General features: G+C 65.2%; 22 protein-coding genes, 1 pseudogene and 1 riboswitch. Of the genes and pseudogenes, 9 read left to right on the forward strand and 14 right to left on the reverse strand.

The genetic code is table 11. From position 1 onward, the window contains the following. The first annotated feature begins 27 nt into the window (after nucleotides 1–27). The 3 genes from ACOYW5_RS11075 (at nucleotide 28) to ACOYW5_RS11085 (ending at nucleotide 1,080) form a co-directional block, all read left to right on the forward strand. Nucleotides 28–198, forward strand: a complete 171-nt coding sequence (locus ACOYW5_RS11075; protein ID WP_423069305.1) for a hypothetical protein — start codon at nucleotides 28–30, stop codon at nucleotides 196–198. Between the two features lie 88 nt (nucleotides 199–286). Beyond that, entirely contained in the window at nucleotides 287–748 is a 462-nt protein-coding gene (locus ACOYW5_RS11080; protein WP_423069306.1) for a hypothetical protein, read from the forward strand. After that, the gene (locus tag ACOYW5_RS11085; RefSeq protein ID WP_423069307.1) at nucleotides 748–1,080 is read left to right on the forward strand and encodes a cupin domain-containing protein; all 333 of its coding nucleotides are present in this window, start codon (nucleotides 748–750) and stop codon (nucleotides 1,078–1,080) included. The genes ACOYW5_RS11080 and ACOYW5_RS11085 overlap by 1 nt, the downstream gene beginning before the upstream one ends. A 25-nt stretch (nucleotides 1,081–1,105) precedes the next feature. On the opposite strand, the gene cobO is transcribed toward ACOYW5_RS11085, so the two are convergent. The 3 genes from cobO to ACOYW5_RS11100 are packed head-to-tail and all read right to left on the reverse strand — an operon-like array spanning nucleotide 1,106 to nucleotide 6,590. Next, a complete protein-coding gene (gene cobO / locus ACOYW5_RS11090; RefSeq protein WP_423069308.1) occupies nucleotides 1,106–1,747 on the reverse strand; it encodes a cob(I)yrinic acid a,c-diamide adenosyltransferase in 642 nt (213 codons plus the stop codon). Then, nucleotides 1,744–5,763, reverse strand: a complete 4,020-nt coding sequence (locus ACOYW5_RS11095; protein WP_423069448.1) for a cobaltochelatase subunit CobN — start codon at nucleotides 5,761–5,763, stop codon at nucleotides 1,744–1,746. The genes cobO and ACOYW5_RS11095 overlap by 4 nt, the downstream gene beginning before the upstream one ends. Beyond that, nucleotides 5,763–6,590 (reverse strand): LytTR family DNA-binding domain-containing protein, encoded by an 828-nt coding sequence (locus tag ACOYW5_RS11100; RefSeq protein ID WP_423069309.1) that lies wholly within the window; start codon nucleotides 6,588–6,590, stop codon nucleotides 5,763–5,765. Before ACOYW5_RS11100 ends, ACOYW5_RS11095 begins: the two co-directional genes overlap by 1 nt. Nucleotides 6,591–6,732: 142 nt before the next feature. Here ACOYW5_RS11100 and ACOYW5_RS11105 point away from each other — a divergent pair. Next, nucleotides 6,733–7,797, forward strand: a pseudogene (locus ACOYW5_RS11105) (acyltransferase family protein); the annotation flags it as partial. Between the two features lie 66 nt (nucleotides 7,798–7,863). Here ACOYW5_RS11105 and cobW read toward each other — a convergent pair. The 7 genes from cobW to ACOYW5_RS11140 all read right to left on the reverse strand — a co-directional run bounded on the left by cobW (nucleotide 7,864) and on the right by ACOYW5_RS11140 (nucleotide 13,982). Further along, nucleotides 7,864–8,922, reverse strand: coding sequence for a cobalamin biosynthesis protein CobW (cobW, locus tag ACOYW5_RS11110; protein ID WP_423069310.1), 1,059 nt, complete (start codon nucleotides 8,920–8,922; stop codon nucleotides 7,864–7,866). Further along, nucleotides 8,919–9,668, reverse strand: coding sequence for a CbtA family protein (locus tag ACOYW5_RS11115; protein WP_423069311.1), 750 nt, complete (start codon nucleotides 9,666–9,668; stop codon nucleotides 8,919–8,921). Before ACOYW5_RS11115 ends, cobW begins: the two co-directional genes overlap by 4 nt. A 31-nt stretch (nucleotides 9,669–9,699) precedes the next feature. After that, nucleotides 9,700–9,882, reverse strand: coding sequence for a CbtB domain-containing protein (locus ACOYW5_RS11120; RefSeq protein ID WP_423069312.1), 183 nt, complete (start codon nucleotides 9,880–9,882; stop codon nucleotides 9,700–9,702). 36 nt (nucleotides 9,883–9,918) lie between these two features. Beyond that, a riboswitch (cobalamin riboswitch) is annotated at nucleotides 9,919–10,128 on the reverse strand. Between the two features lie 20 nt (nucleotides 10,129–10,148). Next, nucleotides 10,149–10,745: a hypothetical protein gene (locus tag ACOYW5_RS11125; protein ID WP_423069313.1), complete on the reverse strand. Its 597-nt coding sequence runs from the start codon at nucleotides 10,743–10,745 to the stop codon at nucleotides 10,149–10,151. Between the two features lie 76 nt (nucleotides 10,746–10,821). Continuing rightward, nucleotides 10,822–11,706 carry a carbohydrate ABC transporter permease gene (locus ACOYW5_RS11130; RefSeq protein WP_423069314.1) on the reverse strand — a complete coding sequence of 295 codons (885 nt, stop codon included), beginning with the start codon at nucleotides 11,704–11,706 and terminating at the stop codon, nucleotides 10,822–10,824. Next, on the reverse strand, nucleotides 11,706–12,575 hold the full coding sequence (locus tag ACOYW5_RS11135) for a carbohydrate ABC transporter permease (RefSeq protein ID WP_423069315.1): 870 nt from the start codon (nucleotides 12,573–12,575) through the stop codon (nucleotides 11,706–11,708). Before ACOYW5_RS11135 ends, ACOYW5_RS11130 begins: the two co-directional genes overlap by 1 nt. Nucleotides 12,576–12,725: 150 nt before the next feature. Further along, nucleotides 12,726–13,982 carry an extracellular solute-binding protein gene (locus ACOYW5_RS11140; protein ID WP_423069316.1) on the reverse strand — a complete coding sequence of 419 codons (1,257 nt, stop codon included), beginning with the start codon at nucleotides 13,980–13,982 and terminating at the stop codon, nucleotides 12,726–12,728. A gap of 243 nt (nucleotides 13,983–14,225) precedes the next feature. On the opposite strand from ACOYW5_RS11140, the gene ACOYW5_RS11145 reads away from it, so the two are divergent. Next, nucleotides 14,226–15,311, forward strand: coding sequence for an ABC transporter ATP-binding protein (locus tag ACOYW5_RS11145; protein WP_423069317.1), 1,086 nt, complete (start codon nucleotides 14,226–14,228; stop codon nucleotides 15,309–15,311). 61 nt (nucleotides 15,312–15,372) lie between these two features. Then, nucleotides 15,373–15,723 (forward strand): DMT family protein, encoded by a 351-nt coding sequence (locus ACOYW5_RS11150; protein ID WP_423069318.1) that lies wholly within the window; start codon nucleotides 15,373–15,375, stop codon nucleotides 15,721–15,723. Between the two features lie 33 nt (nucleotides 15,724–15,756). Here the strand turns inward: ACOYW5_RS11150 and ACOYW5_RS11155 are convergent, their stop codons facing one another. Next, complete coding sequence (locus ACOYW5_RS11155) at nucleotides 15,757–16,695, reverse strand: zinc ABC transporter substrate-binding protein (RefSeq protein ID WP_423069319.1); 939 nt, start codon at nucleotides 16,693–16,695, stop codon at nucleotides 15,757–15,759. Nucleotides 16,696–16,810: 115 nt separating this feature from the next. On the opposite strand from ACOYW5_RS11155, the gene ACOYW5_RS11160 reads away from it, so the two are divergent. Genes ACOYW5_RS11160 through ACOYW5_RS11170 form a run of 3 tightly spaced genes read left to right on the forward strand, consistent with a single transcriptional unit; the run spans nucleotide 16,811 to nucleotide 18,875 of the window. Then, the gene (locus ACOYW5_RS11160) at nucleotides 16,811–17,641 is read left to right on the forward strand and encodes an ATP-binding cassette domain-containing protein (protein ID WP_423069449.1); all 831 of its coding nucleotides are present in this window, start codon (nucleotides 16,811–16,813) and stop codon (nucleotides 17,639–17,641) included. Beyond that, the gene (locus ACOYW5_RS11165) at nucleotides 17,634–18,440 is read left to right on the forward strand and encodes a metal ABC transporter permease (RefSeq protein WP_423069320.1); all 807 of its coding nucleotides are present in this window, start codon (nucleotides 17,634–17,636) and stop codon (nucleotides 18,438–18,440) included. The genes ACOYW5_RS11160 and ACOYW5_RS11165 overlap by 8 nt, the downstream gene beginning before the upstream one ends. 3 nt (nucleotides 18,441–18,443) lie before the next feature. Continuing rightward, entirely contained in the window at nucleotides 18,444–18,875 is a 432-nt protein-coding gene (locus tag ACOYW5_RS11170; RefSeq protein ID WP_423069321.1) for a Fur family transcriptional regulator, read from the forward strand. On the opposite strand, the gene ACOYW5_RS11175 is transcribed toward ACOYW5_RS11170, so the two are convergent. The 3 genes from ACOYW5_RS11175 to ACOYW5_RS11185 all read right to left on the reverse strand — a co-directional run bounded on the left by ACOYW5_RS11175 (nucleotide 18,872) and on the right by ACOYW5_RS11185 (nucleotide 22,855). Then, nucleotides 18,872–21,082, reverse strand: a complete 2,211-nt coding sequence (locus ACOYW5_RS11175) for a putative bifunctional diguanylate cyclase/phosphodiesterase (protein ID WP_423069322.1) — start codon at nucleotides 21,080–21,082, stop codon at nucleotides 18,872–18,874. The two genes, ACOYW5_RS11170 and ACOYW5_RS11175, sit on opposite strands and share 4 nt — an antisense overlap. Before the next feature lie 100 nt (nucleotides 21,083–21,182). Next, a complete protein-coding gene (locus tag ACOYW5_RS11180) occupies nucleotides 21,183–22,019 on the reverse strand; it encodes a dipeptide ABC transporter ATP-binding protein (protein ID WP_423069323.1) in 837 nt (278 codons plus the stop codon). Continuing rightward, nucleotides 22,019–22,855 (reverse strand): ABC transporter ATP-binding protein, encoded by an 837-nt coding sequence (locus ACOYW5_RS11185; RefSeq protein WP_423069324.1) that lies wholly within the window; start codon nucleotides 22,853–22,855, stop codon nucleotides 22,019–22,021. The genes ACOYW5_RS11180 and ACOYW5_RS11185 overlap by 1 nt, the downstream gene beginning before the upstream one ends. Nucleotide 22,856 lies beyond the last annotated feature (1 nt).

Raw genomic sequence — 22,856 nt, forward strand, 5'->3', positions numbered from 1 at the left:
CTCACGTCTTGGCACATGGAGGCTAAGATGGCTCTGAATGCTCCCCACGTGGTCATGTACCTGATTGCGCTCGTGCTCGCCGTCGCCGGCCTGCTCGCCTATTTCGGCGTGCTGGGTGGCATGGTGAGCTGGGCGTTCTGGTTGATGGTGATCGCCTTCATCGTGCTTGCCGGCGCGGTGTTGGTGAAGGCCTCATGACGCAGTGACGCGCGCGCAGCCTTCGTGGTTGCGCGCCGCCCCTTAGGAGACGTTGAACGCGGTGTCGCTCCGCGGGATAGTGGCGCTCATGCGCGCCATTCTGTTCCTGATCATCGCCCTCGTCGCTGCTCCCGCAGTCGCTGAGGATTGGACCCAGTATTCCAACCCTCGCTTCGGCTATTCGATCGACGTGCCGGCAAGCTTTGCCACGGTGCGCGACTCCGACAATGGTGACGGCCGCTCATATCGCGACGGCGCGACGAGGCTTGCCGTTTGGGGAGGCAATATCGTTGATGACAGCTTCGAAAGCGCGGCCTTCGCCGCGAGCGGGCTTGCTGCTGGCGAGGGCTGGGGCATCACCTATGAGGCGGTGACGCCGAGCTGGGCGAGCTTTTCGGGCACGCAAGGGCAGCGCGTGCTGTACCAGCGGATGGTCGTGCTCTGCGGCGGGCAGTATGCCGCTTTCCGGCTGGAGTATTCAGCGGTGGATATGGCACGGCTCGACTCCGTGGTGAGCCGGCTGGTGCAGTCGCTCAAGGGAGGCTGCTGATGGCACGGGTGATTCAACGACAGGAGTGGGCCGCCCACCCCACGCTTTGGTCGGGCGAGTGGGAGGGCGGGGACGCCAATGTGACACTGATCCTGCACGAAAGCATCGAGCCCGGCCATGGTCCACGGCTGCACACCCATCCGTACCCTGAAACCTTCGTCATCGAGGAGGGGCGAGCGGTGTTTACTGTCGGCGAGGAGGAGGTCGAGGCGGGGTCCGGACAGATCATTGTCGTGCCCGCGAACACGCCGCACAAGTTCCGAACCCTAGGGCCGATGAAGAGCATTCACATTCACGCCAGTCCCAAGTTCGTGACCCACTGGGTGGAGTAGCTGGCAGCGGAGATGCCAATTGGCATCAGAACTCGATGCCGGCCTGGGCCTTTACGCCGGCGCGGAAGGGGTGCTTGATCTCGGTCATTTCGGTGACGAGGTCGGCGAGTTCGATCAGCTCGTCCTTGGCGTTGCGGCCGGTGACGATGACGTGGGTGTCGCGGGGCTTCGAACGCAGGACCTCAAGGACCTCGTCGAGGGGTAGGTAGTCGTAGCGCAGCACGATGTTGAGCTCATCGAGGAGGATGAGCTTGTAGGTAGGGTCGGCGATCAGTGCCTTGGCCATCTCCCAGGCGCCGCGGGCGGCGGCGAGGTCGCGCTGGCGGTCGGCGACGTCCCACGTAAAGCCTTCGCCCATGGCCTTGATGGTGACCTGATCAGGGAACTTGTCGAGCACATCCCGCTCGCCGGTTGACCAGGCGCCCTTCACGAACTGCACGACACCGACCTTGAAGCCGTGGCCGATGGCTCGGAAAACCATGCCGAAGGCGGCGGTGGACTTGCCCTTGCCCTTGCCGGTGTGGACGATGAGGAGACCCTTCTCCTCGGTCTTGGTGGCGAGGATCTTGTTCCGCGCCTCCTTCTTCTTCTTCATTTTCTCGGCGTGATAGGCATCGCGCTCCGCCTCGCTCATGAGGTCGGTCTTCTTGGGGGGCTTGTCGGTCATGGTGTGTCCTCGAGATAGGCGAAGGCGGAGTTGGAGCGGGGCGTCCAGAAGCCGCGGCGGCGGGCTTCATTGAACTTCTGGATCAGCTCGTCATAGCCGAAGCGGTTGTTCGACTGGATAAAGGTGCGGGTTTCATCGTCTTCGACGAAGGCCTCGAAGGCGAGGTCGAAATGGTGGGTCTTCACGGCGCCGGTAGTGGCGGCGAAGGCGAACATGTAGTCGACCGTGGCGATGATTTCGAAGGCGCCCTTGTAGCCGTGGCGCTTCACGCCATCGATCCATTTTGGATTGACCACACGCGAGCGGACGATGCGGGAGATTTCCTCCTCCAGCGTGCGAGCGAGCGGGCGCTCGGGACGGGAGTGGTCGTTGTGGTACGCAACCGGCTTGCGGCCGGTCAGGGCTTCAGCGGTGACGGCGAGGCCGCCTTCGAACTGGTAGTAGTCGTCGCTATCGAGCAGATCGTGCTCGCGGTTGTCCTGATTGTGGACAATGGCATCGATATTGGTGAGTCTGGCAACGAAACGGTCGCGCTCGGGTGTGCCAGTGGCGTTGGCGCCGTAGGCGTATTGGCCCCAGTTCAGGAAAGCGTCGGCGAGGTTGGCCTTGGTTTCCCATGAGCCGGAGTCGATGAGGCCCTGGAGGCCTGCGCCGTAGGCGCCGGGCTTGGAGCCGAAGATGCGATGGCCAGCTCTGAGGGCAGCGTCGCGGTCGTTGGCGCCGGCCTTCATGAGTTCGAGCGCATCGGCGCGCATGCGGGCGGCGATGGGGTTGTCGTCCTCGGGTTCATCGAGCGCGCCGATGGCGCGGATGGCCTTGTCGAAGAGGGCGATCTGAGCCGGGAAGGCATCGCGGAAAAAGCCGGAGATGCGCAGCGTGACATCCACGCGCGGGCGGCCGAGCTTTGCCAGCGGGATGATCTCGTAGCCCGAGATGCGGAGGGAGCCCGGGTCCCATGTCGGCCTTGCGCCGATGAAGCCGAGGGCCTGGGCGATATCGTCGCCGCCGGTGCGCATATTGGCCGTGCCCCAGACGGAAAGGGCGAGCGAGCGGAGCGGCGTGCCGTGATCCTGGAAGTGGCGGAGGAGCAGGTTCTCGGCAGATTTCTGGCCGAGTTCCCAGGCGGTGGGCGTGGGCACGGCGCGGTTGTCGACCGAATAAAAGTTGCGGCCGGTGGGCAGGACATCGAGCCGCCCGCGCGAGGGGGCGCCTGAGGGGCCGGGGGCGATGAACTTGCCGTCGAGGCCGGCAAGGAGGGCGGCTGTTTCGGATGGACCCGAGGCGCGGAGGCGCGGGCGGATGGTAGAGCCGATGGTAGCGAGGACGGCGGCAGTGGCGTGCCAGTCGGGGTCCGGCGTTGCCCCCTCAACAAGCTCAGAAGCCAGAGCTTCAAGGTACTCAACAACGTCGCCGACTGTGCGCAGGGTCGCCCCCTCCACCAGCTTCGCTGGGCCTTTCGAGCGCAGCTCTCCAGGCCTTCGCCCCTCAAATCGCTCCACTGGAGCGATTTGCGCTACGGGACGGCTCGAAGCCCCTCCCCCGCCCCGCGGGGGAGGATCAAGGAGAGATCCCGGCCCGGTCCACGGTGCACCAAGATCAGCCGTGAGCGGGTCAAAGCCACGCTTCAGATCATCGGCCAGGGCTCGTATCAGCGATGCGTCCCCTGCCCCTTCGCCGCGGGGGACGCGGGCCAATGCTACGATCAGGTCGCGCTCCAGCCGTCCCGTCGGAGATTGGCCGAAGATGTGGAGGCCGTCGCGGATCTGGGCTTCCTTGAGGTCGCAGAGGAAGGTGTCGATACGCCTCAGGCTCTCGGTTTCGTCGGGGACAAGGCCGATGTCGCGGTCGAGGCGGGTGTCGCGGGTGAAATCGAGGATGCGCTTCCTGAGCCCGGCGAGGCGGCGGCGGTCCATGCCGGAGGCGGCGTAGTACTCGTCGAGCAGGGCCTCGAGATCCTTGAGTGGGCCGTAGGTTTCGGCGCGGGTCAGCGGGGGGACGAGGTGATCGATGATCACGGCGCCGGTGCGGCGCTTGGCCTGGGTGCCCTCGCCGGGGTCGTTGACGATGAACGGGTAGAGCTGCGGCAGCTCGGCCCAGAGGGCGGCGGGATAACTCGCCGGATCGAGCGCCGTGGCCTTGCCGGGCAGCCATTCGAGATTGCCGTGCTTGCCGTTGTGGATCACGGCGTGGGCGCCGAACTCGTGGCGCAGCCACAGATAGGCGGCGAGATAGCCGTGCGGGGGAACGAGGTCGGGATCGTGATAGCTGGCGGTTTCGTCGAGGTGGTAGCCGCGGGCCGGTTGCAGCACGACGGTGACGTTGCCGAGGTCGAGGGCGGGGAGGTGGAAATTCTCACCGCGAACGAAGGGATCGGTCCTGGGGTCGCCCCAGCGGGCGGTGACTTCGGACTGGATCTTGGCGGGGAGCGTGGCGAAGAGGTCGCGGTAGCGATTCACGGGAAACAGGATACCGCTGCCGCGCTCAGGATGGGCATTGGTGGGGCCGGATTGGAGCAAGGCAATCAGGTCATTGCCTGTGACCACCCCCCTGCCATCCTCCCCCATAAGGGGGGAGGTGTCTGCCGGTGTATTTGGCCCCAATCGAGTATCAGACTCGGTCGGCACCTCCCCCCTTGTGGGGGAGGATGGGAGGGGGGTAGCGGTATACCCTGCCCCCCCGAGTGTCTTCAGTATCTCCACCGTCGACTGCGGCGCATCATAACCCACACCGTTCGCCAACCGGCCGTCGCGGATGGGGTAGTTGGCGAGGATGATGGCGACGCGGCGCTTGGCAGGGGGCGTCGTGCGGAGGGTGGTCCAGTTCTTCGCCAGCGTTACGGCGCGCCGGATTCCGGCGTGGTCGGGCGTATAGGCCGAGAGCGGGCATTGGGTGCGCTCGTGCCAGACCGCATCCTGCTTGTGACCGACGAGGATCATGCCGTGGCGACCATCGAGTTCGGGCAGGACCACCTGCATGGCGAGGTCCTTGGCGGTCAGCCCCTGGGTGTCCTCGGCCCATTGCTGCTCAGGGCGGCCACCCTGGATCAACTGGATCACCGGGGCATCGATGCCGGCGAACGGGTTCTGCTTGTCATCGAGCCCGTCGATGCCGAGGGCGAAGCCGGTGAGGTTGAGGATGACTTCGGGCGGATAGGTTGCGAAGGCCGACTGCACGAAGCGGATGCAGGCACCTTCCTTCAGCGTCGAGACGACGATGGGGACCGGGTTGAGGTTCTGGGCCGTGAGTTCGGCAATGAGCGCTTCGAGGGTCGCGGTGCCGGCGCCTTCCAGCGCGGCGCGGTAGAAGAGGATTGGCACGTTCGGATGCGACGAGACCGGCAGGGCTTCGACCATGCCATGGGCCGGATGCCAGAGGCCGAAGCGGGCGAAGGGCTTGATCTCGGTTTCAGCAGTACCCGCTCCGCCCCTCCCTTGCCATTCGGGCACAGCCCTCATGGCCTTCTCACCTAAAATCGCTCCACTGGAGCGATTTTCCCTCTGGGACGGCTCGAAGTCCCCCACAAGGGGGGAGGTGCCCGGGAACATCGAGGCGAAGAACTCCAAGAGCGCATCCGCATTCTCCGGCCCGCCGGCCGTGAATAGCGCATGCAGCCGCGACCAGTCCTCGGGCGCAATTGTGGAGCGCTGCTGCAGGATCGGGTCGGGGGTGGCGTCGCCGGGCAGCAGGACGAGATCGAACTTGCCCTGCATGGCGAGGGCCGAGAGTTCGTCGACGCCGTATTGCCAATAGGCGGCGCCGCCGAGGAGGCGGAGGACGACGAGCCTGGCGTGCTGCACGGTCTGATCGATCCACATGTCGACCGAGAGGTTGTGGCTGAGGCGCAGGAGGTTGGCCAAACGGAGGTCGCTGGTCCCTGCCCTGTCGGCGGCGGCGGCCAGCATCATCAGCTCGCTGTCGGCGGCGGAGGCGAAGATGATCGGCGCAGGCGTCTGTGCGAGGTCGATGGCCTCCCCTTCCTGCTGCAATGCGCCGGCCTGTGCCGCGAGGAGGTGCATCACGCCAGCGCCGCGCGGAAGCGGCGGGAGCCGCGGAGTTCGGTGCCGTCGGTCATGCGGATGCGGAAGTCGCCGTCGCCGGCCGGCTCGACCTGCTCCACTTTCAGCCGGTTGACGAGGTAGGAGCGGTGGATGCGGGCCACGTCGACGCCAGCGTCGGCGAGCTGCTGTTCGAGCGCGGTCAGGCTGAGGCGAGCCAGGTGGGTGCGGCCGGCGGCACGGATCTCGACATAGTTGCCGGCGGCTTCGGCCCAATCGAGGGTCGTGGCATCAAGGAAGATGGTGCGGCCGCCGGACTTGAGAGTGAGACGGCCGGTCTCACGGGCCTCAGCGCGGGCCGCTTCGCCCTCGCGGCGGTGCTCCTCGAGCGAGCGGACGAGCGTCAGGGTGAGGACAACCACCGCATAGGGGAGGAGGTCCTTGCGATACTCGTAGAGCAGGTCGGTCGGCAGGTCGTCGAAGAAGACGTAGGGGTGGCCGATGACCAGCGGGAAGGTCAGCGTGCGCAGCAGCCACATGCCGAGGATATGGCCGGCTGAGAACAGTACGGTGCCGAGGATGTGCCACAGGATGGCAATGCGCCAGCTGTCGGGGGTGAAGGGGAAGCGGCGCTCGTAGAGCCCGACCAGCGGCACGAGGGCAAAGAGCGTGAGGACGCTGGTGATCTCCAGCAGCCATGGTTCGCGCGGATCATAGGGGAGGCCCGAGCGCTCCGCCTCGGTGGTGAGGGTGAGCGCGTTGATGGCGGCGACGGCCACGAGGAAGATCGCCGAAATGATGATGACGCGGGAGAGGACGCGGCGCTCGAGCGCGAGATCGGGGTTCATTCGTCCCTCGCCTGCCGCCGCTCGTCACAGGCGACCGCCGCCCGTCCCCGCGGGCTGATGCCGGTCCCGCGGAAATTGGCGCAGGCGCAGCCGGCAGCTAGGCCGGATGCAGGCATTCCGCCGATTTCCACGAGGCAATTCAATGTCGCACTATCCGGTTTCCGGGCACTCTCTCGAGCGCCGCCACGATCTCGACTGGCTGCGCGTCGGCGCCTTCGGGCTCCTGATCTTCTATCACATCGGCATGTTCTACGTGACCTGGGACTGGCACGTGAAAAGCCCCTATGCCGCCCCATTCCTTGAGCCGCTGATGGGGCTGATCAATCCGTGGCGGCTGGGGCTGCTGTTCCTGATCTCGGGCGTGGCGCTGCGCTTTGCCATGGACAAGGCGACGATGGGCAAGTTCCTGCCGCAGCGCCTGCGCCGGCTGGGCATCCCTATCCTTTTCGGCGTCTTCGTCTGGGTGATGCCGCAGGCGTTCTTCGAGCTCTACTACAAGGGCGAGACGGGGCCGGACATGCTTGCCTTCTGGTGGCAATACCTCGACTTCGACACGGAGTTCTCGATCATCACTCCGACCTACAACCACCTGTGGTACGTGGTCTATATCCTGATCTACACGCTGATCCTCGCCGCCCTGCTGCCGCTGCTGAGGCGGCTGACTGATGCCGTTGGCTGCGCGTTCGAGCGGATGGAGGGGCACCCACTCGCCTGGCCCCTGGTCGTCTTTCCAGCCGGCTGGTTCGCGGTGCTGGTGCTCGCCATGGCCGACGAGTTCCCGGTGACGCATGCGCTGGTCGACGACTGGTTCAACCACGCGACCTCGCTGTCGCTGGTGCTGCTCGGCTGGCTTGCCGCTAAGAGCCCTGCGTTCTGGCGCGCGGTGGAGAAGGCATTGCCGCTTGCCGTTGCGGTGGCGATCACGGCCGGCGTCGCACTGGTGCTGTTCCGTATCGGCCGGATGCGCGGCGACATCTACGACATGGTCGAGGTGCTCTATGCATGGACGGCGATCCTCGGCCTTGTGGGGCTGGCGCAACGCTACCTGAACCGGCCGAGCCGGTTGCTGCGCTACCTCAACGAGGCGGTATTCCCCTACTACATCCTGCATCAGACACTCATCGTGGTGATCGGGGGGCTGCTTATCCCCACGCGGCTGCCGCTCTGGGGCGAGGCTTGCATACTCGTCCTCGGCACCGTGGCCGGCTGCGCAATCGGCTACGAGCTGATCCGCCGGGTGAAGGTGCTGAGGCCGCTGTTCGGCCTCAGCTGGTCAGGCCGCGACCGCAGCGGCGCGCTGGAGATTGGCCGTGATCGCGGTCCGATCGAGCGGGCTTTCCCCGATAACGACAAGGGCCGTTTCACGCCTCTCGCCCGGCTTCCAGGGCCGGTCGAAATAGGCGGAGATGCGGGGACCCACGGCCTGTATGGCGAGCCGGGCGCCAGCACCCGGTAGGGCAGCAAAGCCCTTGAGGCGCAGCACATCATGCCGGCGGATCGTCTCCTCGATCACCTCGAGGAGGCGATCCTTGTCGGTGACGTTTTCAAGGACGAGCGAGAACGAGTCGAAATCGTCGTGCTCGTGGGCTTCGCCGCCGTGCTCGAGTTCGTGGTGGCTTTCGCGGCCTGTGAGGTTGTCCTCGGTGCTGAGGCCCATGCCGAGGAGGGCGGCGACGTCGACGTGGCCGTTATGAGCGCGGACGATACCGGTGCCGGGGCGCATCTCGGCCCTCAGATGACTCTCGATGGTGGCGAGTTTGTCGGAGGAGACGAGGTCGGACTTGTTGAGGATCACCATGTCGGCGGCGATCAGTTGATCCTCGAAGAGTTCACCCAGCGGGGTCTCGTGATCGAGCATGTCGTCGGCAGAGCGGAGTGCGTCCACCGCTGCCTCGTCATTGGCGAAGCGGCCCTCGCTGAGGGCCGCCGCATCGGCGACGGTGACCACGCCATCGATGGTGACCTGGGACTTGATCTCGGGCCAGTTGAAGGCGCGGATCAGTGGCTGCGGCAGAGCGAGGCCGGAGGTCTCGATGATGATGTGGTCGGGCCGATCCGGACGGGCCAGCAGCTGCTGCATGGTGGGGATGAACTCGTCGGCGACGGTGCAGCAGATGCAGCCGTTCGAGAGCTCGATCATGTCCTCCTCGCGGCAGGTCTTATCGCCGCAACCGGCGAGGATTTCCTTGTCGACGCCGAGCTCCCCGAACTCATTGATGATCAGCGCAATGCGCTTGCCTTTGGCATGGGCGAGGACGTGGCGCACCAGCGTCGTCTTGCCGGCGCCGAGGAAGCCGGTGATGACGGTGACAGGAATTTTCTCGGTGTTCATGCGTGGGCTCCCTTGAGGGCGAAGGCAGACGAGCGGGCGAAGCGCCCGTTGAGCCAGCCCAGCAGCGGGCCGGCAATCAGCCAGAAGACGGCGCCGGCAGCGAGGCTGGCGGACGCGAACGACGTGGCGAGGTGGGCAGGAACGCCGCTCGGCTCATGCGGCGCGGCCGGGGCGCCGATGACGTGCGGCGCAAGAAGCAGCACGACGGCGATGCCGATGCCGGTCCAGTTGCGCAGTTTGGCGATGGCAAGAATGCCGGCGCCGGTTGCGACGGCGGTGCCGATCCACCAGACCTGACGGGCGACGAGATCGGCGGCGGGCATGCCGGGGAGTTCCGGCGGCAGGCCGAGCGCGGGGGCGAGTTGCAGCGCAACGAAGCCACCGAGGCCCCAGACCACGCCGTTGCGCCGGGTGATCTCGATGCCGGAGAGGACGGACACGGCGGCGAGGAGGAAGGCGAAGCCGATGGCGCCGAGGACATTGGCGAGCACGGTGTAGAAGATGCGCTCGGCGCCGTCCTGCGGGGCCCAGGCATCTTCATCGTGTTCGTGCGGGGCTGCCGCTTCTTCGTGCGTGTGGGCTGGCGTGCCCGCATCGTGGGTGTGATCAGCCGGGGCGGCGTTCTCGTAGACTTCGGCTTCGAGGATGAGCGGGGCGACACGCCACTGCTGCACGGCGCTCATGGCCAAGCCGGCTGCGAGTCCCGAAAGGACCGCAGCGAAGAAGATTCGCTGGAAGAGTTTCATCGATGTCTCGCGGGTTCGCGCTTAAGCGGGACTAATGGCAGGGGAAGCCGAGCGCATGGCGCGTGTCGTGCGCGCCGTTGTGGATGGCCATATCGCTGGCAAACCCGACGCCGCCAACGAGGACGAAGCCGAGGAAAAGCGCCAACACACCTGCGATGAGCCGCTGCGAGACAGAAAGACTGGCGACAGACGCCGTCTGGACCTGAGCATTCATAGACCTGCACCCTCCGTGCGGATGAAAATGGGCTCTTCGCCCGGTTACACGTCGGCAGGTCTCCTGGCTCACGGGTCGTCGTGTTCCTCCTCCTTCCCGGCTCTCGCCAGTGGATACGGAGGGCACTCGCCGCTTACAGTTGCGGGGGCAGCCACGGATTTGGTCCCTGATGGGTACGCCGCACCGTGTTCCCTTTTGATCCGCGTGCCCGAACGGGTTTGCGGAACCAACGTGGGGTGATCAATACGCCGCGCGATGGATGGTGGTCAATCTTCGGCAGCGGAGGAATCGCGGTAGCCGACGGTGATGGTGTCGACGCGGGCGTTCACAGTCGCGAGCAGTGGCTCGATGGAGGAAATCTGCCGGTCGCCCGAAATGGCTGTGACGTCGAGATCGGGCGGATAGTCGCCAACAGCGAAACGGACGCTGACGACGCAGCCGCCCTCGATGTAACCGAGCTTGCCGCCTTCGAAGCCGGCGCTGCCGCCGTAGTCCCAGAAGAAGCCGTAGAGGTAAAAGGGGCCGCCGTTCAGCGCTTCGACCTCCTTGACGGTCATGCCGGCCTTGAGGCCGCCCGGCGCGGTGTCGCCGGCAGGAACGGTGAAATAGGCAGTGCGCTCGAGGCTTGCCTCGTCCCACCAGCCAAACTCGATGCTTTTGGCGGGATCGTTGGGGTAGACGGTGGTGGCAAGGACTGTGGAGCCCTCGGGGCCGGGGACGTCGCCGGTGACGACGTTTTCCTTGCCAAAGGTCTCGATGAGTCTCGATTCCGAACTGTCGGCCGCGAAGGGGCCCTCGCACTTGATCTCGTCGCCAAGGGCGGGTGCTGTCACAAGGACCAGCGAGAGGGCGAGAATGCGCATGCTAGGCCTCCATCGATCCGGCGATTCTAGCGGATCGATGTGAGTCTGGGCACGGGTTCAAGGCAGAAGCGCGACGCTAGCCCTTCACTGCGCCGCCGGTCAGGCCGGAGATGATGTAGCGCTGCGCGAGCAGAAAGAAGCCGATGGCCGGGACGATGGTCAGCGTTAGGTAGGCGAGGATCTTCGGCCAGTCGGTGCCGTGCTCGCCCTGGAACTGCATGATGCCGAGCGGCCAAGTGTAATTGACGTCGGTGTTGAGTGCGATCAGCGGCAGGAGGAAGCTGTTCCAGCTGCCGACGAAGTTGAATACGCCCACCGTGGCGATGATCGGCAGGCTCAGCGGCAGGGTGACGTACCAGTAGATGCGGAGGTACCCGCAATTGTCCATGCGGGCGGCGTCGACCAGCTCCTTGGGCAGCTGCTTGAAGAAGTTATGGAAGAGCAGGATCGAGAAGCTGAGGCTGAAGGCCACCTGGACGATGATGATGCCCAGGTGTTTGTCGAGGAGGCCGAGGTCGCGCATCTTGATGAAGAGCGGCAGGATGGCGGTGGCGGACGGGAACAGCAGCCCCAGGAGCAGGAAGCTCATCAGGAACTTCGACCCGAAGAAGCGGATATGGGCGAAGGCGAAGGCCGTCATCGAGGCGAGGATGATGCTGAGTGCGACGGTCGCGAGCGCGATGAACAGCGAGTTCAGCAGCGAGCGGAAGAGGGTCGGCCCGAGGAGGATGCTGAGGAAATTGGTGCTGTCCCAGCTCGCCGGCAGGCCGAACGGGTTGGTGCGGAGTTCGCCCACGCCTTTGAAGCCGCCGAGCACGGTGGTGTAGAACGGCACGACGATGAAGAGGGCGACGAGCAGCAGGGTCAGCCACTGCAACGCCGAGACGGCGGGGCGGCGGCGCCTGCGGGTGGGTGGCGCCGTGGTGGCGATGGCAGGGGAGACGGTGGTGATATCGGTCATCAGTCGTTCTCCCGTGCGAACAGCACGCGGCGATAGACGATCGCGACGATGACACAGGCGATGCAGAGCAGGACGCTGACCGCCGCGCCGAAGCCGATCTTCATGCGCAGGATGCCGAAGGCGTAAAGGAAGCTGACGATGGTGTGGCTCGAATTGGACGGGCCGCCATTGGTCAGCGGGATGATCACGTCGAAGAGCTGCAGCGCTCCGGTGATGGCGAAGAAGACCGAGATGACGATCGAGGACCAGATCATCGGCAGCTTGATGTGCCAGACGATCTGCCACTTCTTCACGCCATCGAGCCGCGCCGCCTCGATCACCTCGCTGGGGATCGACTGCAGGCCGGCGATGTAGATCATCATGTGGAAGCCAAAGTACTTCCAGACGATCACCAGCATGATGGCCGGGATCACCCACATCTTGTCGGCGAGGAGGAAAGGCAGCTTGGTGCCGAGGGCGTCGCCGATCTGCGGGACGAGGCCGTAGTTGCCGTCGTAGACGAACTTCCAGATCAGGCCGGCGGCGATCTCGGCCAGCATGTAGGGCAAGAAGAACAAGGTCCGCATCCAGGCGACCACCCTGCCCCCCTCGGCCAGTGCGATCGACACCCACAGCGCCAGCGGCAGCTGGATCAGCAGCGAAGCTGCGACGACGATGAGACTGTTGCGGACGGCGGTACCGAAGTTCCGATGCGTGATGACGTCGACATAGTTGTCCAGGCCAACGAAATCGGTGATCGGCCCATACCCCGTCCACTGAAAGAACGAGTAGGTCGCCGCGTCGATCATCGGCAGAACGACGAAGAGGACGAACAGGATCAGCGAGGGCGGGATCAGGATCAGCAGCGGGATCAGGCTGTTGCGATCCATCAGGCGCAGGCGTCGCCTGGGGGCCGCCTTGCCGAGGGGAACTGTGTTCGTCGCTATGCTGGTCAAAGAGGCCTACCCGCTGAAGCACCTGCCGGGAAAATGATGGCGGACGGCGGCATGTCGTCGCCCGCCACAACTGTCAGATCAGGCTCACTGGGAGTCTTCGACCGCTTCCTTGATCTGCTGCGCCGCATCGGCGGCAGAGATCTCGTTGGCGGCGAGTTCGGCGGAGACGTCGTTGACCACGCCGCCCACTGCCGGCCCGAGTGCCTGATCGAAGAACAAGGCATGCCAGTGCGCGCCGTTGATGTCCTTGGCGACCTGAACCTTGAAGGGGTTGGTCATCTCGTCGGCCGAGCCCTTGGTAATCGGGATGTAGAAGTTGGCGTTGGCGAACTTCTTCTGGACCACCGAGCTGTTGTACCACTCGATGAACTTCACGGCTTCATCGGAGGCGTTGCGGCTGAACAGGTAGCCCGAAAGGCCGCCCAGCGTGTCGGTCGGGTCGCCCTTGCCGCCCTCAATGGTGGGGAACGGCAAGATGCCGAGCTGGTCATCCGGAAGGCCGGCCTTGCTGGCCGAGTTGTCCTTCATGGCGCCGTAGTCCCAGTCGCCCATCAGGTGCATCGCCGCCTTGCCGTCGCCGAAATAGCCCGAGGCGTCGCCATAGGCTGCGGCCTGGAAGCCCTCCTGCCACGGCTCGAGCGCCGCGAGTTCAAGGAACAGCTCACCCGCCCGGACGAAATCGGCCCCGGCGAAGCCGTCGCCCTCGTTGGCGGCAGCAGCTGCGAAGCCCTCCTGGCCCGCAAGCCGCACGACCAGCTTGCTCCACCAGAAGTGTGCCGGCCACTTGTCCTTGCCGCCAAGGGCGAAGGGCGTGATGCCGGCGTCCTTGAACTTCTGGACGCCAGCGAGAAAGCCCTCCCAGGTGGCCAGGCTCGCCGGATCGACTCCGGCCTGTTCGAACAGAGCCTTGTTGTACCAGAGGACGACTTCGGCCACATCGCGGGCGACGCCGTAGGTGTGGCCATCGGGGGCGGTGAAGGCAGCGACGCCGGCCGTACCCTGGTCGTCCTTGGCGGCCTGGCTCAGCACGTCTTCGACCGGACGCAGGACGCCCGCCTTGGCCTGCTCGTAGAACACGCCGCCACCCCAGGAGTGGAAAATGTCCGGCGCTTCCGATGACTGGAGGAGCGTAGTGAGCTTGGCCTTGAAGGCTTCGTTCTCGAGGAACGGCAACTCGATCTTCACACCCGGATTGGCGGCTTCGTACTCCTTCACCGCCTCTTTCATGATCTCGACCTCAGCCGGAATCGACGCGATGTTGAGATATTTGACCACGGTCTGGGCCTGAGCCGGCGCAAACGCCATCAGGCCGAGAAGCGCGGCCAGCGCAATTCGTTTCATGGATATCCTCCCAATGTCCTCCACGCGATCCGGATTGCCTCCCGAGCGTTCCGGATTTTCGCGTGCCGCGCCTGGCCCTCCAGCCTCGATGCGGCTTGATCACTGTCGCGCAACGGTTCATACATAGCAAGAGGTACGTGCCTCAAAATTTCCACCGCAGCTTCGAGGAGGAAGCGCGCGGAAGGAAAGTGTGCGTCCTTGTAATGGGTTACGGCGGGTGGTGCGCCACCTGGGAGGGGATTGATGGCCGAACTGCAATTGCGTGGCGTGAACAAAAGCTTCGGCCTTGTTCCGGTGATCCATGACGTCGACCTCGACATCGCCGATGGCGAGTTCGTGGTATTTGTCGGACCATCGGGCTGTGGAAAATCGACGCTGCTGCGCACCATCTCAGGCCTCGAGGAGCCGACCGCCGGCCAGGTGTTCATCGGCGGCGAGGACGTCACCGACTACGACCCGGCCGAGCGCGGCGTCGCCATGGTGTTCCAGTCCTATGCGCTCTACCCGCACATGACGGTCGAGCAGAATCTCGGTTTCGGGCTGAAGATGGGCGGCATGCCGCGCGGTGAAGTGGCGGGACGTGTCGCCGAGGCGGCGCGAATCCTCGATATCCAGCCGCTGATGGGGCGCAAGCCGCGCCAGCTCAGCGGCGGGCAGCGCCAGCGTGTTGCCATCGGCCGGGCTATCGTTCGCGAGCCCAAGGCGTTCCTGTTCGACGAGCCCCTCTCGAACCTCGATGCGGAACTGCGCGTGCAGATGCGCATCGAAATCGCCAAGCTCCACCAGCAGCTCGGCGCCACCATGGTCTATGTGACGCACGACCAGGTCGAGGCGATGACGCTGGCGGACCGAATCGTAGTGCTGCGCGCCGGCCGGATCGAGCAGCAGGGTACGCCGATCGAGCTCTACGACGATCCGGACAACCTGTTCGTTGCCGGCTTTATCGGCTCGCCGCGCATGAACTTCATCGGGGCGACCGTTGCGGGCGTCGAGGGTCACGAGGTGGCGGTGCGACTCGACGAGTTCGGCGAGGCATCGTTGAAGCTCAGGGCCCGGTCGGATCGCGCGCGCATCGGGGACAAGGTGACGGTAGGGGTGCGGCCGGAGCATTTCGTCGATGCGGGTGGCGCACCGGTGCGGCTCGTGGCGCGGGCGCAGGTAGTCGAGCAGCTGGGCGGCGTATCCTATGTCTACGCTGCCAGCGTGGGCGGCGCGCAGATCACGGTGCAGCAACGGGGCCATTCGCACATGGCGACGGATACGGCCGTGGAGTTCGGGGTCGACCCCGCGACGGTGCTACTTTTCGACAAGGATGGTCTGCGCCTATAGCCCTTGCGGGTGGGTGCGAGCCGGGGATATTGCGGAGACGCGATTTTCCGGTGCCTCTCCAATGACCTTCCAAAGCGTGATGCCGATCATTCTACTGATCGGCTCGAACGTATTCATGACCGTGGCCTGGTACGGCCACCTCAAGTTCCCCCACATGGCCATGTGGGTGGCGGTGATGGTCAGCTGGGGCATCGCCCTGGTCGAATACTGGCTGGCGGTGCCCGCCAACCGTATCGGCTACGGCACCTATACGGCAGCGGAGCTGAAGACCATCCAGGAGGTCATCAGCCTCACCGTGTTCGTCGGGTTTGCGGTGTTTGTGCTCGGCGAGAAGCTGACCTGGAACCACGCGGTCGGCTTTGTGCTGATCTTTGCCGGCGCGTTCTTCATCTTCCGCGGACCGCTGCGATAGGCGGTTGAAGCGTCCGCGCCTGCTGAAAGCGCTCTAGCCGAGACAGGCCTTGAGATTGTCGGCGAGGCCGGTGATCAGGGTGGGATAGAGGCCCGGGCCTTCGTCAAGCGTACCTCCCTCGGGATCGAGCACGCCACGCTTGGCCGAGGTCCCCTCGATCAGCACGTCGACGAGGCGCGGATTGAAGTTCGGCTCGGCAAAGACGCAGGCCGCGTCGAGGGTCTTGAGCTTGTCCCGGATCTGGTTGATGCGCTCGGCGCCGGGTGCCAGCTCGGGGCTGATGGTGATCGAGCCGGCGACGTTCAGCCCAAAGCGGTGCTCGAAATACTGGTAGGCGTCGTGGAAGACGACGAAGGGCCGGTCCTTGATCGGCGCAAGGGCCGCCGTGGTCTCGGCAATCAGGGCGTCGAGGTCGGCGGTTTCGGCGGCAGCGTTGGCCTTGTAGGTGTCGGAATGCTCCGGATCGGCCTTGGCGAGGCTGTCGGCGATCACCGCCACCATGGCCTTGGCATTCTCGGGGTCGAGGAAGAAATGCATGTCACGCTCGGCCTCGTGGGCGTGATCTTCGCCCTCATTTGCGTGGTCTTCGTGGTCGCCGTCGGCGTGCTCCTCGAAGGTGCCGCTTTCGCGCGGCGGGAGCAGTTCGATCCCCGGTGATTGGCTGAGCTCGACGATGGTGGCGTTGGGGGCGAGCGAGTTTATCGAATCCTCGAGGAAGAGCTCGAGGCCGTGGCCGGTCCAGAAGACGAGATTGGCCGATTGCAGGGCCTGCGCGTCGGACGGCTTGAGGCTATAGGTGTGGGGCGAGGCGGCGCCGCTCACGATCAGTGCCGGAGTGCCGAGATCACCCATGACGGCGGCGACGAGGGAGTGGATGGGTTTGACGCTCGCCACGACCTTCGGCACTTCGGCGAACGCAACGGTGGAGAAACTCAGCGCTGCAGCCAGCGCGAGGACAAAACTCTTCTGCACAGGAAACCCTCTTGGTTCGACGCGATACCGTACGATATGTTATGACATAACGCTTTCGGCGCCCGACGCTATAGCGTAATGATATAACGTCAGCAAGAGATGGAATGTGAATTTCATGGATGCGGTAACGCGGCACGAAGTGCTGGTGGATGTGGCCGGCGCGGGCGTGCAACGCGATGGACGTTGGCTGGTGGAGGGCGTGGACCTTTCCATCCGGCGCGGCGAGATCGTGACGATGATCGGGCCCAACGGCTCGGGCAAATCGACCACGGCGAAGCTGGTGACGGGCGTGCTGAAGCCGAGCGTCGGCACGGTGACGCGACGCACGGGGCTACGGATCGGCTACGTACCGCAGAAGCTCGCGATCGACTGGACCATGCCGCTGACGGTCGAGCGGCTGATGACGCTGACTGGCAGTTATGGCCGTGACGAGATCCGGGCCGCACTCGCGGCGACGGGCGTCGCGCACCTGGCGCAGGCCGAGGTGCAGCATCTGTCGGGCGGTGAGTTCCAGCGCGCGCTGCTGGCGCGGGCGATGATCCGGAAGCCGGACCTGCTGGTGTTGGACGAGCCGGTACAGGGCGTCGATTTCTCGGGCGAGGTGGCGCTCTACGATCTCATCGGGCAGATCCGTGACGAGACGCAGTGCGGCATCCTGTTGATCAGCCATGACCTCCACGTGGTGATGGCGGCGACCGATACCGTGATCTGCCTCAACGGTCATGTGTGCTGCCGCGGCACGCCGGAATCGGTGGCGCGCAGCCCGGAGTACCTGAGCCTCTTCGGGGCACGGGCAGCCAATGCGCTGGCGGTCTACCAGCACCATCACGATCATACCCACCTGCCGGACGGCCGCGTGCTCGAAGCGGACGGGAAGGTGGTAGAGGCGCACGAGCACGTCCATGCGCACGAGGGGCACGAGCACCACGGACACGACCATGCTTGACGATTTCTTCACCCGCGCACTGATCGCGGGGGTCGGGCTGGCGCTGGTCACGGGGCCGCTCGGCTGCTTCATCGTGTGGCGGCGGATGTCCTATTTCGGGGATACGATGGCCCATTCGGCGCTGCTCGGTGTCGCCCTGGCGCTGGTGCTGCAGATCGATGTGACGCTCGGGGTATTCATCATCGCGGCGGCGGTGGCGGGGGCGCTGTTGTTGCTGCAGCAGCGGAATACGCTGTCGACCGACGCGCTGCTCGGCATCCTCAGTCACTCGGCGCTGGCGATCGGCCTTGTTGTGGCTTTTCTCAGCGGTATCCGCGTCGACCTAATGGGGTTCCTGTTCGGTGATATTCTCGCCGTGACGATGGCCGACATCGTCGTGATCTGGGTGGGCGGAGCGCTGATCCTCGGAGTGTTGGTCGCACTGTGGCGGCCGCTGCTGGCGGCGACGGTGAATGGGGATCTCGCGGAAGCCGAGGGCATGCGGCCCGAGGTGACGCGGGTGGTGTTCATGCTGCTGCTCGCCTCGGTGATTGCCATCGCGATGAAGATCGTGGGCGTGCTGCTGATCACGGCGCTGCTTATTATTCCGGCGGCGACGGCGCGGCGGGTTAGCGGCACGCCGGAGCAGATGGCAGTGATCGCCGGTGTCGCGGGCGCCGTTGGCGTGACCGGCGGGCTGTTCGGCTCGCTGCGCTTCGACACACCGAGCGGCCCGTCGATCGTCGTCGCGGCGCTCGTCCTGTTCCTGATCTCGGTTGCATTGCCGGCCCGGCTGCTGGGCCGGAAGCGGGAGGCCTGATCCATGTCCCACAACCATGACGACCACCACCATGAGCGGCCGCGCGACCTGACGCGCAATCAGGGGCTCGTGCTCGAGACGCTCAATGGCGCGGAAGGACCACTCTCGGCCTACGACATTCTGGACAAGCTGCGCGACGAGGGTTTGCGGGCGCCACTGCAGGTCTATCGGGCGCTCGACAAGCTGATTGAGCAGGGTTTCGCGCACCGGCTGGAATCGCTCAACGCCTTCGTTTGCTGCGCCGGTGCTGAGTGTCACGGCGCCGATACCGCGGCCTTCGCTATCTGCACCGGCTGCGGGCGGGTGGACGAGTTTGCTGACCCGGAGGTGACGGAGCGGCTGGGGGAATGGGCGAAGACCACCGGGTTCGGGCTTGAACGGACGACGATCGAGCTGCGCGGGCGCTGCGCCGAGTGCCTGAAGCGCGCGAGTTAGCTGGCCTCGCGCAGTTCCTCGGGCTCGTCGCTGATCAACCGGACAAGTTGGGCGAGGCGGAGCGGGCGGGCGAAGAGGAAGCCTTGGAACTCGCGGCAGCCGAGGCGGGAGAGGAGCGCAGCCTCCTCGCGGCGCTCGACTCCTTCAGCGGTGACGGCGAGGCCCATGGCAAAAGCGTAGACCATGGTGGACTCGACCAGCGCTGCCTGGACCGGATCGGCATCGATATCGGCCACCAGCGAGCGGTCGAGTTTCACCCGGTCGAACTTGAACTGCTTCAGGTAGCCGATCGAGGAATAGCCGGTGCCGAAATCGTCGAGTGCTATGAGCACGCCGGCACGCCGCAACTGCTCGATCAGCATGATGGCCCGCTCGGGCTGGGCGACGAGGAAGGATTCGGTCACCTCGAGCTGCAGACGCGTTGGATCGACGCCCCACTCGTCGAGCGCGGTGAAGACTGTCTGCGGTAGCGTCGGGTTCCGCAACTGGGCGGTCGAGACGTTGACCGAGATCTTGAGGTCGCCGAGCGGGCCGATTTCCTCGACGGCGCGGCGCAGGGCGAACATGCCGAGATCGTCGATGAGGCCCGAGGCCTCCGCCGCGGGAATGAACTCGCCCGGTCCCATCGGCCCGGCAGCGCGACGGTTCCACCGCATTAGCGCCTCGACACCGGTGATCGCCCGAGTGCGGAAGTCGATGATGGGCTGGTATTCGAGGTCGAATTCGCCGGCCTCGAGACCGCGACGGATATCGGCCTGCAACTCGACGCGGCGACGGCGCTCGTCCTCAATGGCGGGCGCATAGACCACGGTGTGGTTGCCGCCGGTTTCGCGCGACTTGGCCACGGCCGTTTCGGCCATGCGGATCACGTCGCCGATGTTTTCGCGGGGCAGCGAGGCGGAGGCGAGGCCGATGCTGATACCCCCGATCTTGAGCTTCAACGCGCCGACCGGAACGGGGTCGGCAGCGGTGGCGAGGATCTTTTCGGCCACGATTGCGATTGACTGCGGCGAGTCCTCGCCGATCTGAACGAGCCCGATTTCCGCGGGACCGACGCGCCCGACGTGGGCGTCGCCGTCGGCCAATGTGGCGAAGCGCTCGGCAAGGGCGACCAACACCTGGCCGGCTGTCTCGCGTCCGTAGAGGCCGACGATATCGGGGAGACCATCGACATACATCTGGAGGGCGGCCACGGTGCGCTCGCCACGCTTTTTCGGGATGAGGCTCTTGAGGTGATCTTCGAGCCCAAAGCGGTTGCGCAGCCGGGTCATGGCGTCGTAGCGCGCGTTGAACCAGTCGCGCTCGTCGGACACGGCCTTCTGCTTGATGGAATGGCGGAAGGCGGCGAGGACCAGGAAGACCAGCACGCCGATGACCAGCATGACCATGACGGCGACGGTGATGGTGTGGGCGAAGGCTGGATCACCCGGACGGCGTGGCGGCCAATCGATGATGGCGATATCGGCGCCGGCGGCATCGGTGAGCACCATTGAGTCGTGCCCGGGCTGCGGGTCCGCAACGAGGCGCGGCAGCGGCAGTTCGAAGCGGGCAGCGACGTCGCGCAGCATGGTGTCGTCGAGTTGCCTGGCCAACCACAGGATACGCCGGTGCTCGCGTGGAATGCTGGCCTGACCGGAACTGCCATGGACCACGGCACCGGCAAGAGCGGCGGCGCCGCGCTCGTTGTGCGACAGGTGCGCGACAGTCGCATCATCCCCAAGGCGACCGATGGTGGCCTCGAGTTCGGCGAGCATTTCGACAGCGCCGCTGAAGATGTCGGCCAGGTTGCCGGTCAGGGGGCCGCGACTGGTCTCGCCGAAGACGATTTTGCCTCCGACATCGGTGATGATGGCGGTGTCGTAAGTGTCCGAAACCCGGGCCGTCGCGCCCCAGGTGGAATCGTGCCAGGCCGGATTGGGCGTGACGTAGGTGTTGAGATAAGCCTCGGTCCAGGTGGCTTCGTCGGCGGTGCTTTCGCCGAGGCTCACGACCAGCGACTCGACGGCGGCGGCGATGGCCTTCTTGCCGCGATCGGAGTCGATGGCGTTCATCTCCGAGCTCATCAGGTGCATGGCGAGGAAGACCAGAGCGCAGACGACCACATAGGTTGCGAGCGCCGGCAGGGCGACCCAGAGCGTGAAGTTGGTAAGTGCCGAGACGGGGCGGGCAGCCCCCTGCGCGCCGCGGGCCTTAGCGGCCAGAGCCAATCTCTGTGCGGCAGCTGTTGGCAATGAAATACACCGGCAATAAGAACATGCCGGAAAGCTAAGGCCCCCGGCTTAACACCGGCTTAAGTCGTGTGGCGGCTCAGGCGGGCTGAGCCGCAGCTTTCCTTGCCAAACGCGCTTTGATGCTTTCGACGTCGGCACGCGGCGTCGCGGCGAACAGGGCCTTGGTGTAGGGGTGCTCGGGATTGGAGAAGAGTTTGTCGCGACTCCCCTGCTCTACCGCCTCGCCCAGGTACATCACCATCACGTCGTCGGCGATGTATTTCACGACGCTGAGGTCGTGGCTGATGAACACGTAGGTGAGGCCGAACTCATCCTGCAGGTCAGCGAGGAGATTGAGGATCTGCGCCTGCACCGAGAGATCGAGGGCGGAGACCGGTTCGTCCAGCACCAGCAGTGAGGGGCGGAGGATGATGGCCCGGGCGATGGCGATGCGCTGGCGCTGGCCGCCGGAGAACATGTGCGGGTAGCGGTTGAAGTGCTCGGGCTGGAGGCCGACCTTCACTAGCATGTCGAGCGCACGCTCACGACGCTCGGCGGCCGGCATGTCGGTGTTGAGCAACAGCGGCTCCATCAGCACGTCGCCGATCTTCTGGCGCGGGTTGAGCGAACCATAGGGGTTCTGGAACACCATCTGCACCTTGCGGCGCATGTCCTTGGTGACGCCGGAGCGACCAATATCGACGGTCTCGCCGTCGATCTTCAATTCGCCGGCGGTCTGCCGATCAATGAGCGTGAGGATGCGCGCCAGCGTCGACTTGCCGGAGCCGGACTCGCCGACGATGGCGAGCGTCTTGCCCTGCTCGAGCTTGAAGCTCACACCCTTGACGGCATGGACGGTGCGACCGCCGGTGAAGATCGTGCCGCCGACGTGGTAGTCGCGGACGATGCTGCTGGCTTCAAGGACGGTTGCCATCAGTTGGCCTCCTCGAAGTTGAAGCCGGAAATGGTGGGCAGGCGGTCACCGGTTGCGTTCTCCGGCAAGGCGGCGAGGAGCGCGCGGGTATACGGCGACTTGGGCGCGGTGAAGAGTTCGAGCACGCCCGCCTCCTCCATCTTCTTGCCCTTGTACTGGACGACCACGCGGTCTGCCGTCTCGGCGACGACGCCGATGTTGTGGGTGATCATGATCAGGCCCATGCCGTGCTCCGCCTGAAGGCGAACGAGCAGGTCGAGGATCTGCTTCTGGATGGTGACGTCGAGCGCGGTGGTCGGCTCGTCGGCGATCAGCAGCTTGGGGTTGCAGGCGATTGCCATGGCGATCATGACACGCTGGTTCTGGCCGCCCGACATCTGGTGCGGATAGGAGTTGATGCGGTCGGCCGGGTTCGGAATGCCCACGAGGTCGAGCAGCTCGACGGCGCGGGCGCGGCGCCGTGCTTTGTCCATGCCGAGATGGAAGCGGAGCACTTCCTCGATCTGGAAGCCCACCGTGAAGCACGGATTGAGGCTGGTCATCGGCTCCTGGAAGATCATGGCGACATCCTTGCCGATGATCTTGCGCCGGTCGGCAGCAGAGATGTTCAGCAGGTCGCGCCCATCGAAGGTCAGCCTGTCGGCTGCGACCGTGGCTGTGGGCGGCAGGAGGCCCATGACGGCGAGCATGGCAACGGACTTGCCCGAGCCGCTTTCGCCGACAATGGCGAGCACTTCGCGCGCCTCGACATGGAGATCGATGCCTTTGACGGCGTTGAAAACGCCGACCGAGGTGTCGAAGGAGACGGTGAGGTTCTTTACATCGAGAAGGGGCATC

The sequence above is a fragment of the Devosia sp. CN2-171 genome (genome assembly GCF_049354815.1).
Classification (GTDB): Bacteria; Pseudomonadota; Alphaproteobacteria; order Rhizobiales; family Devosiaceae; genus Devosia_A.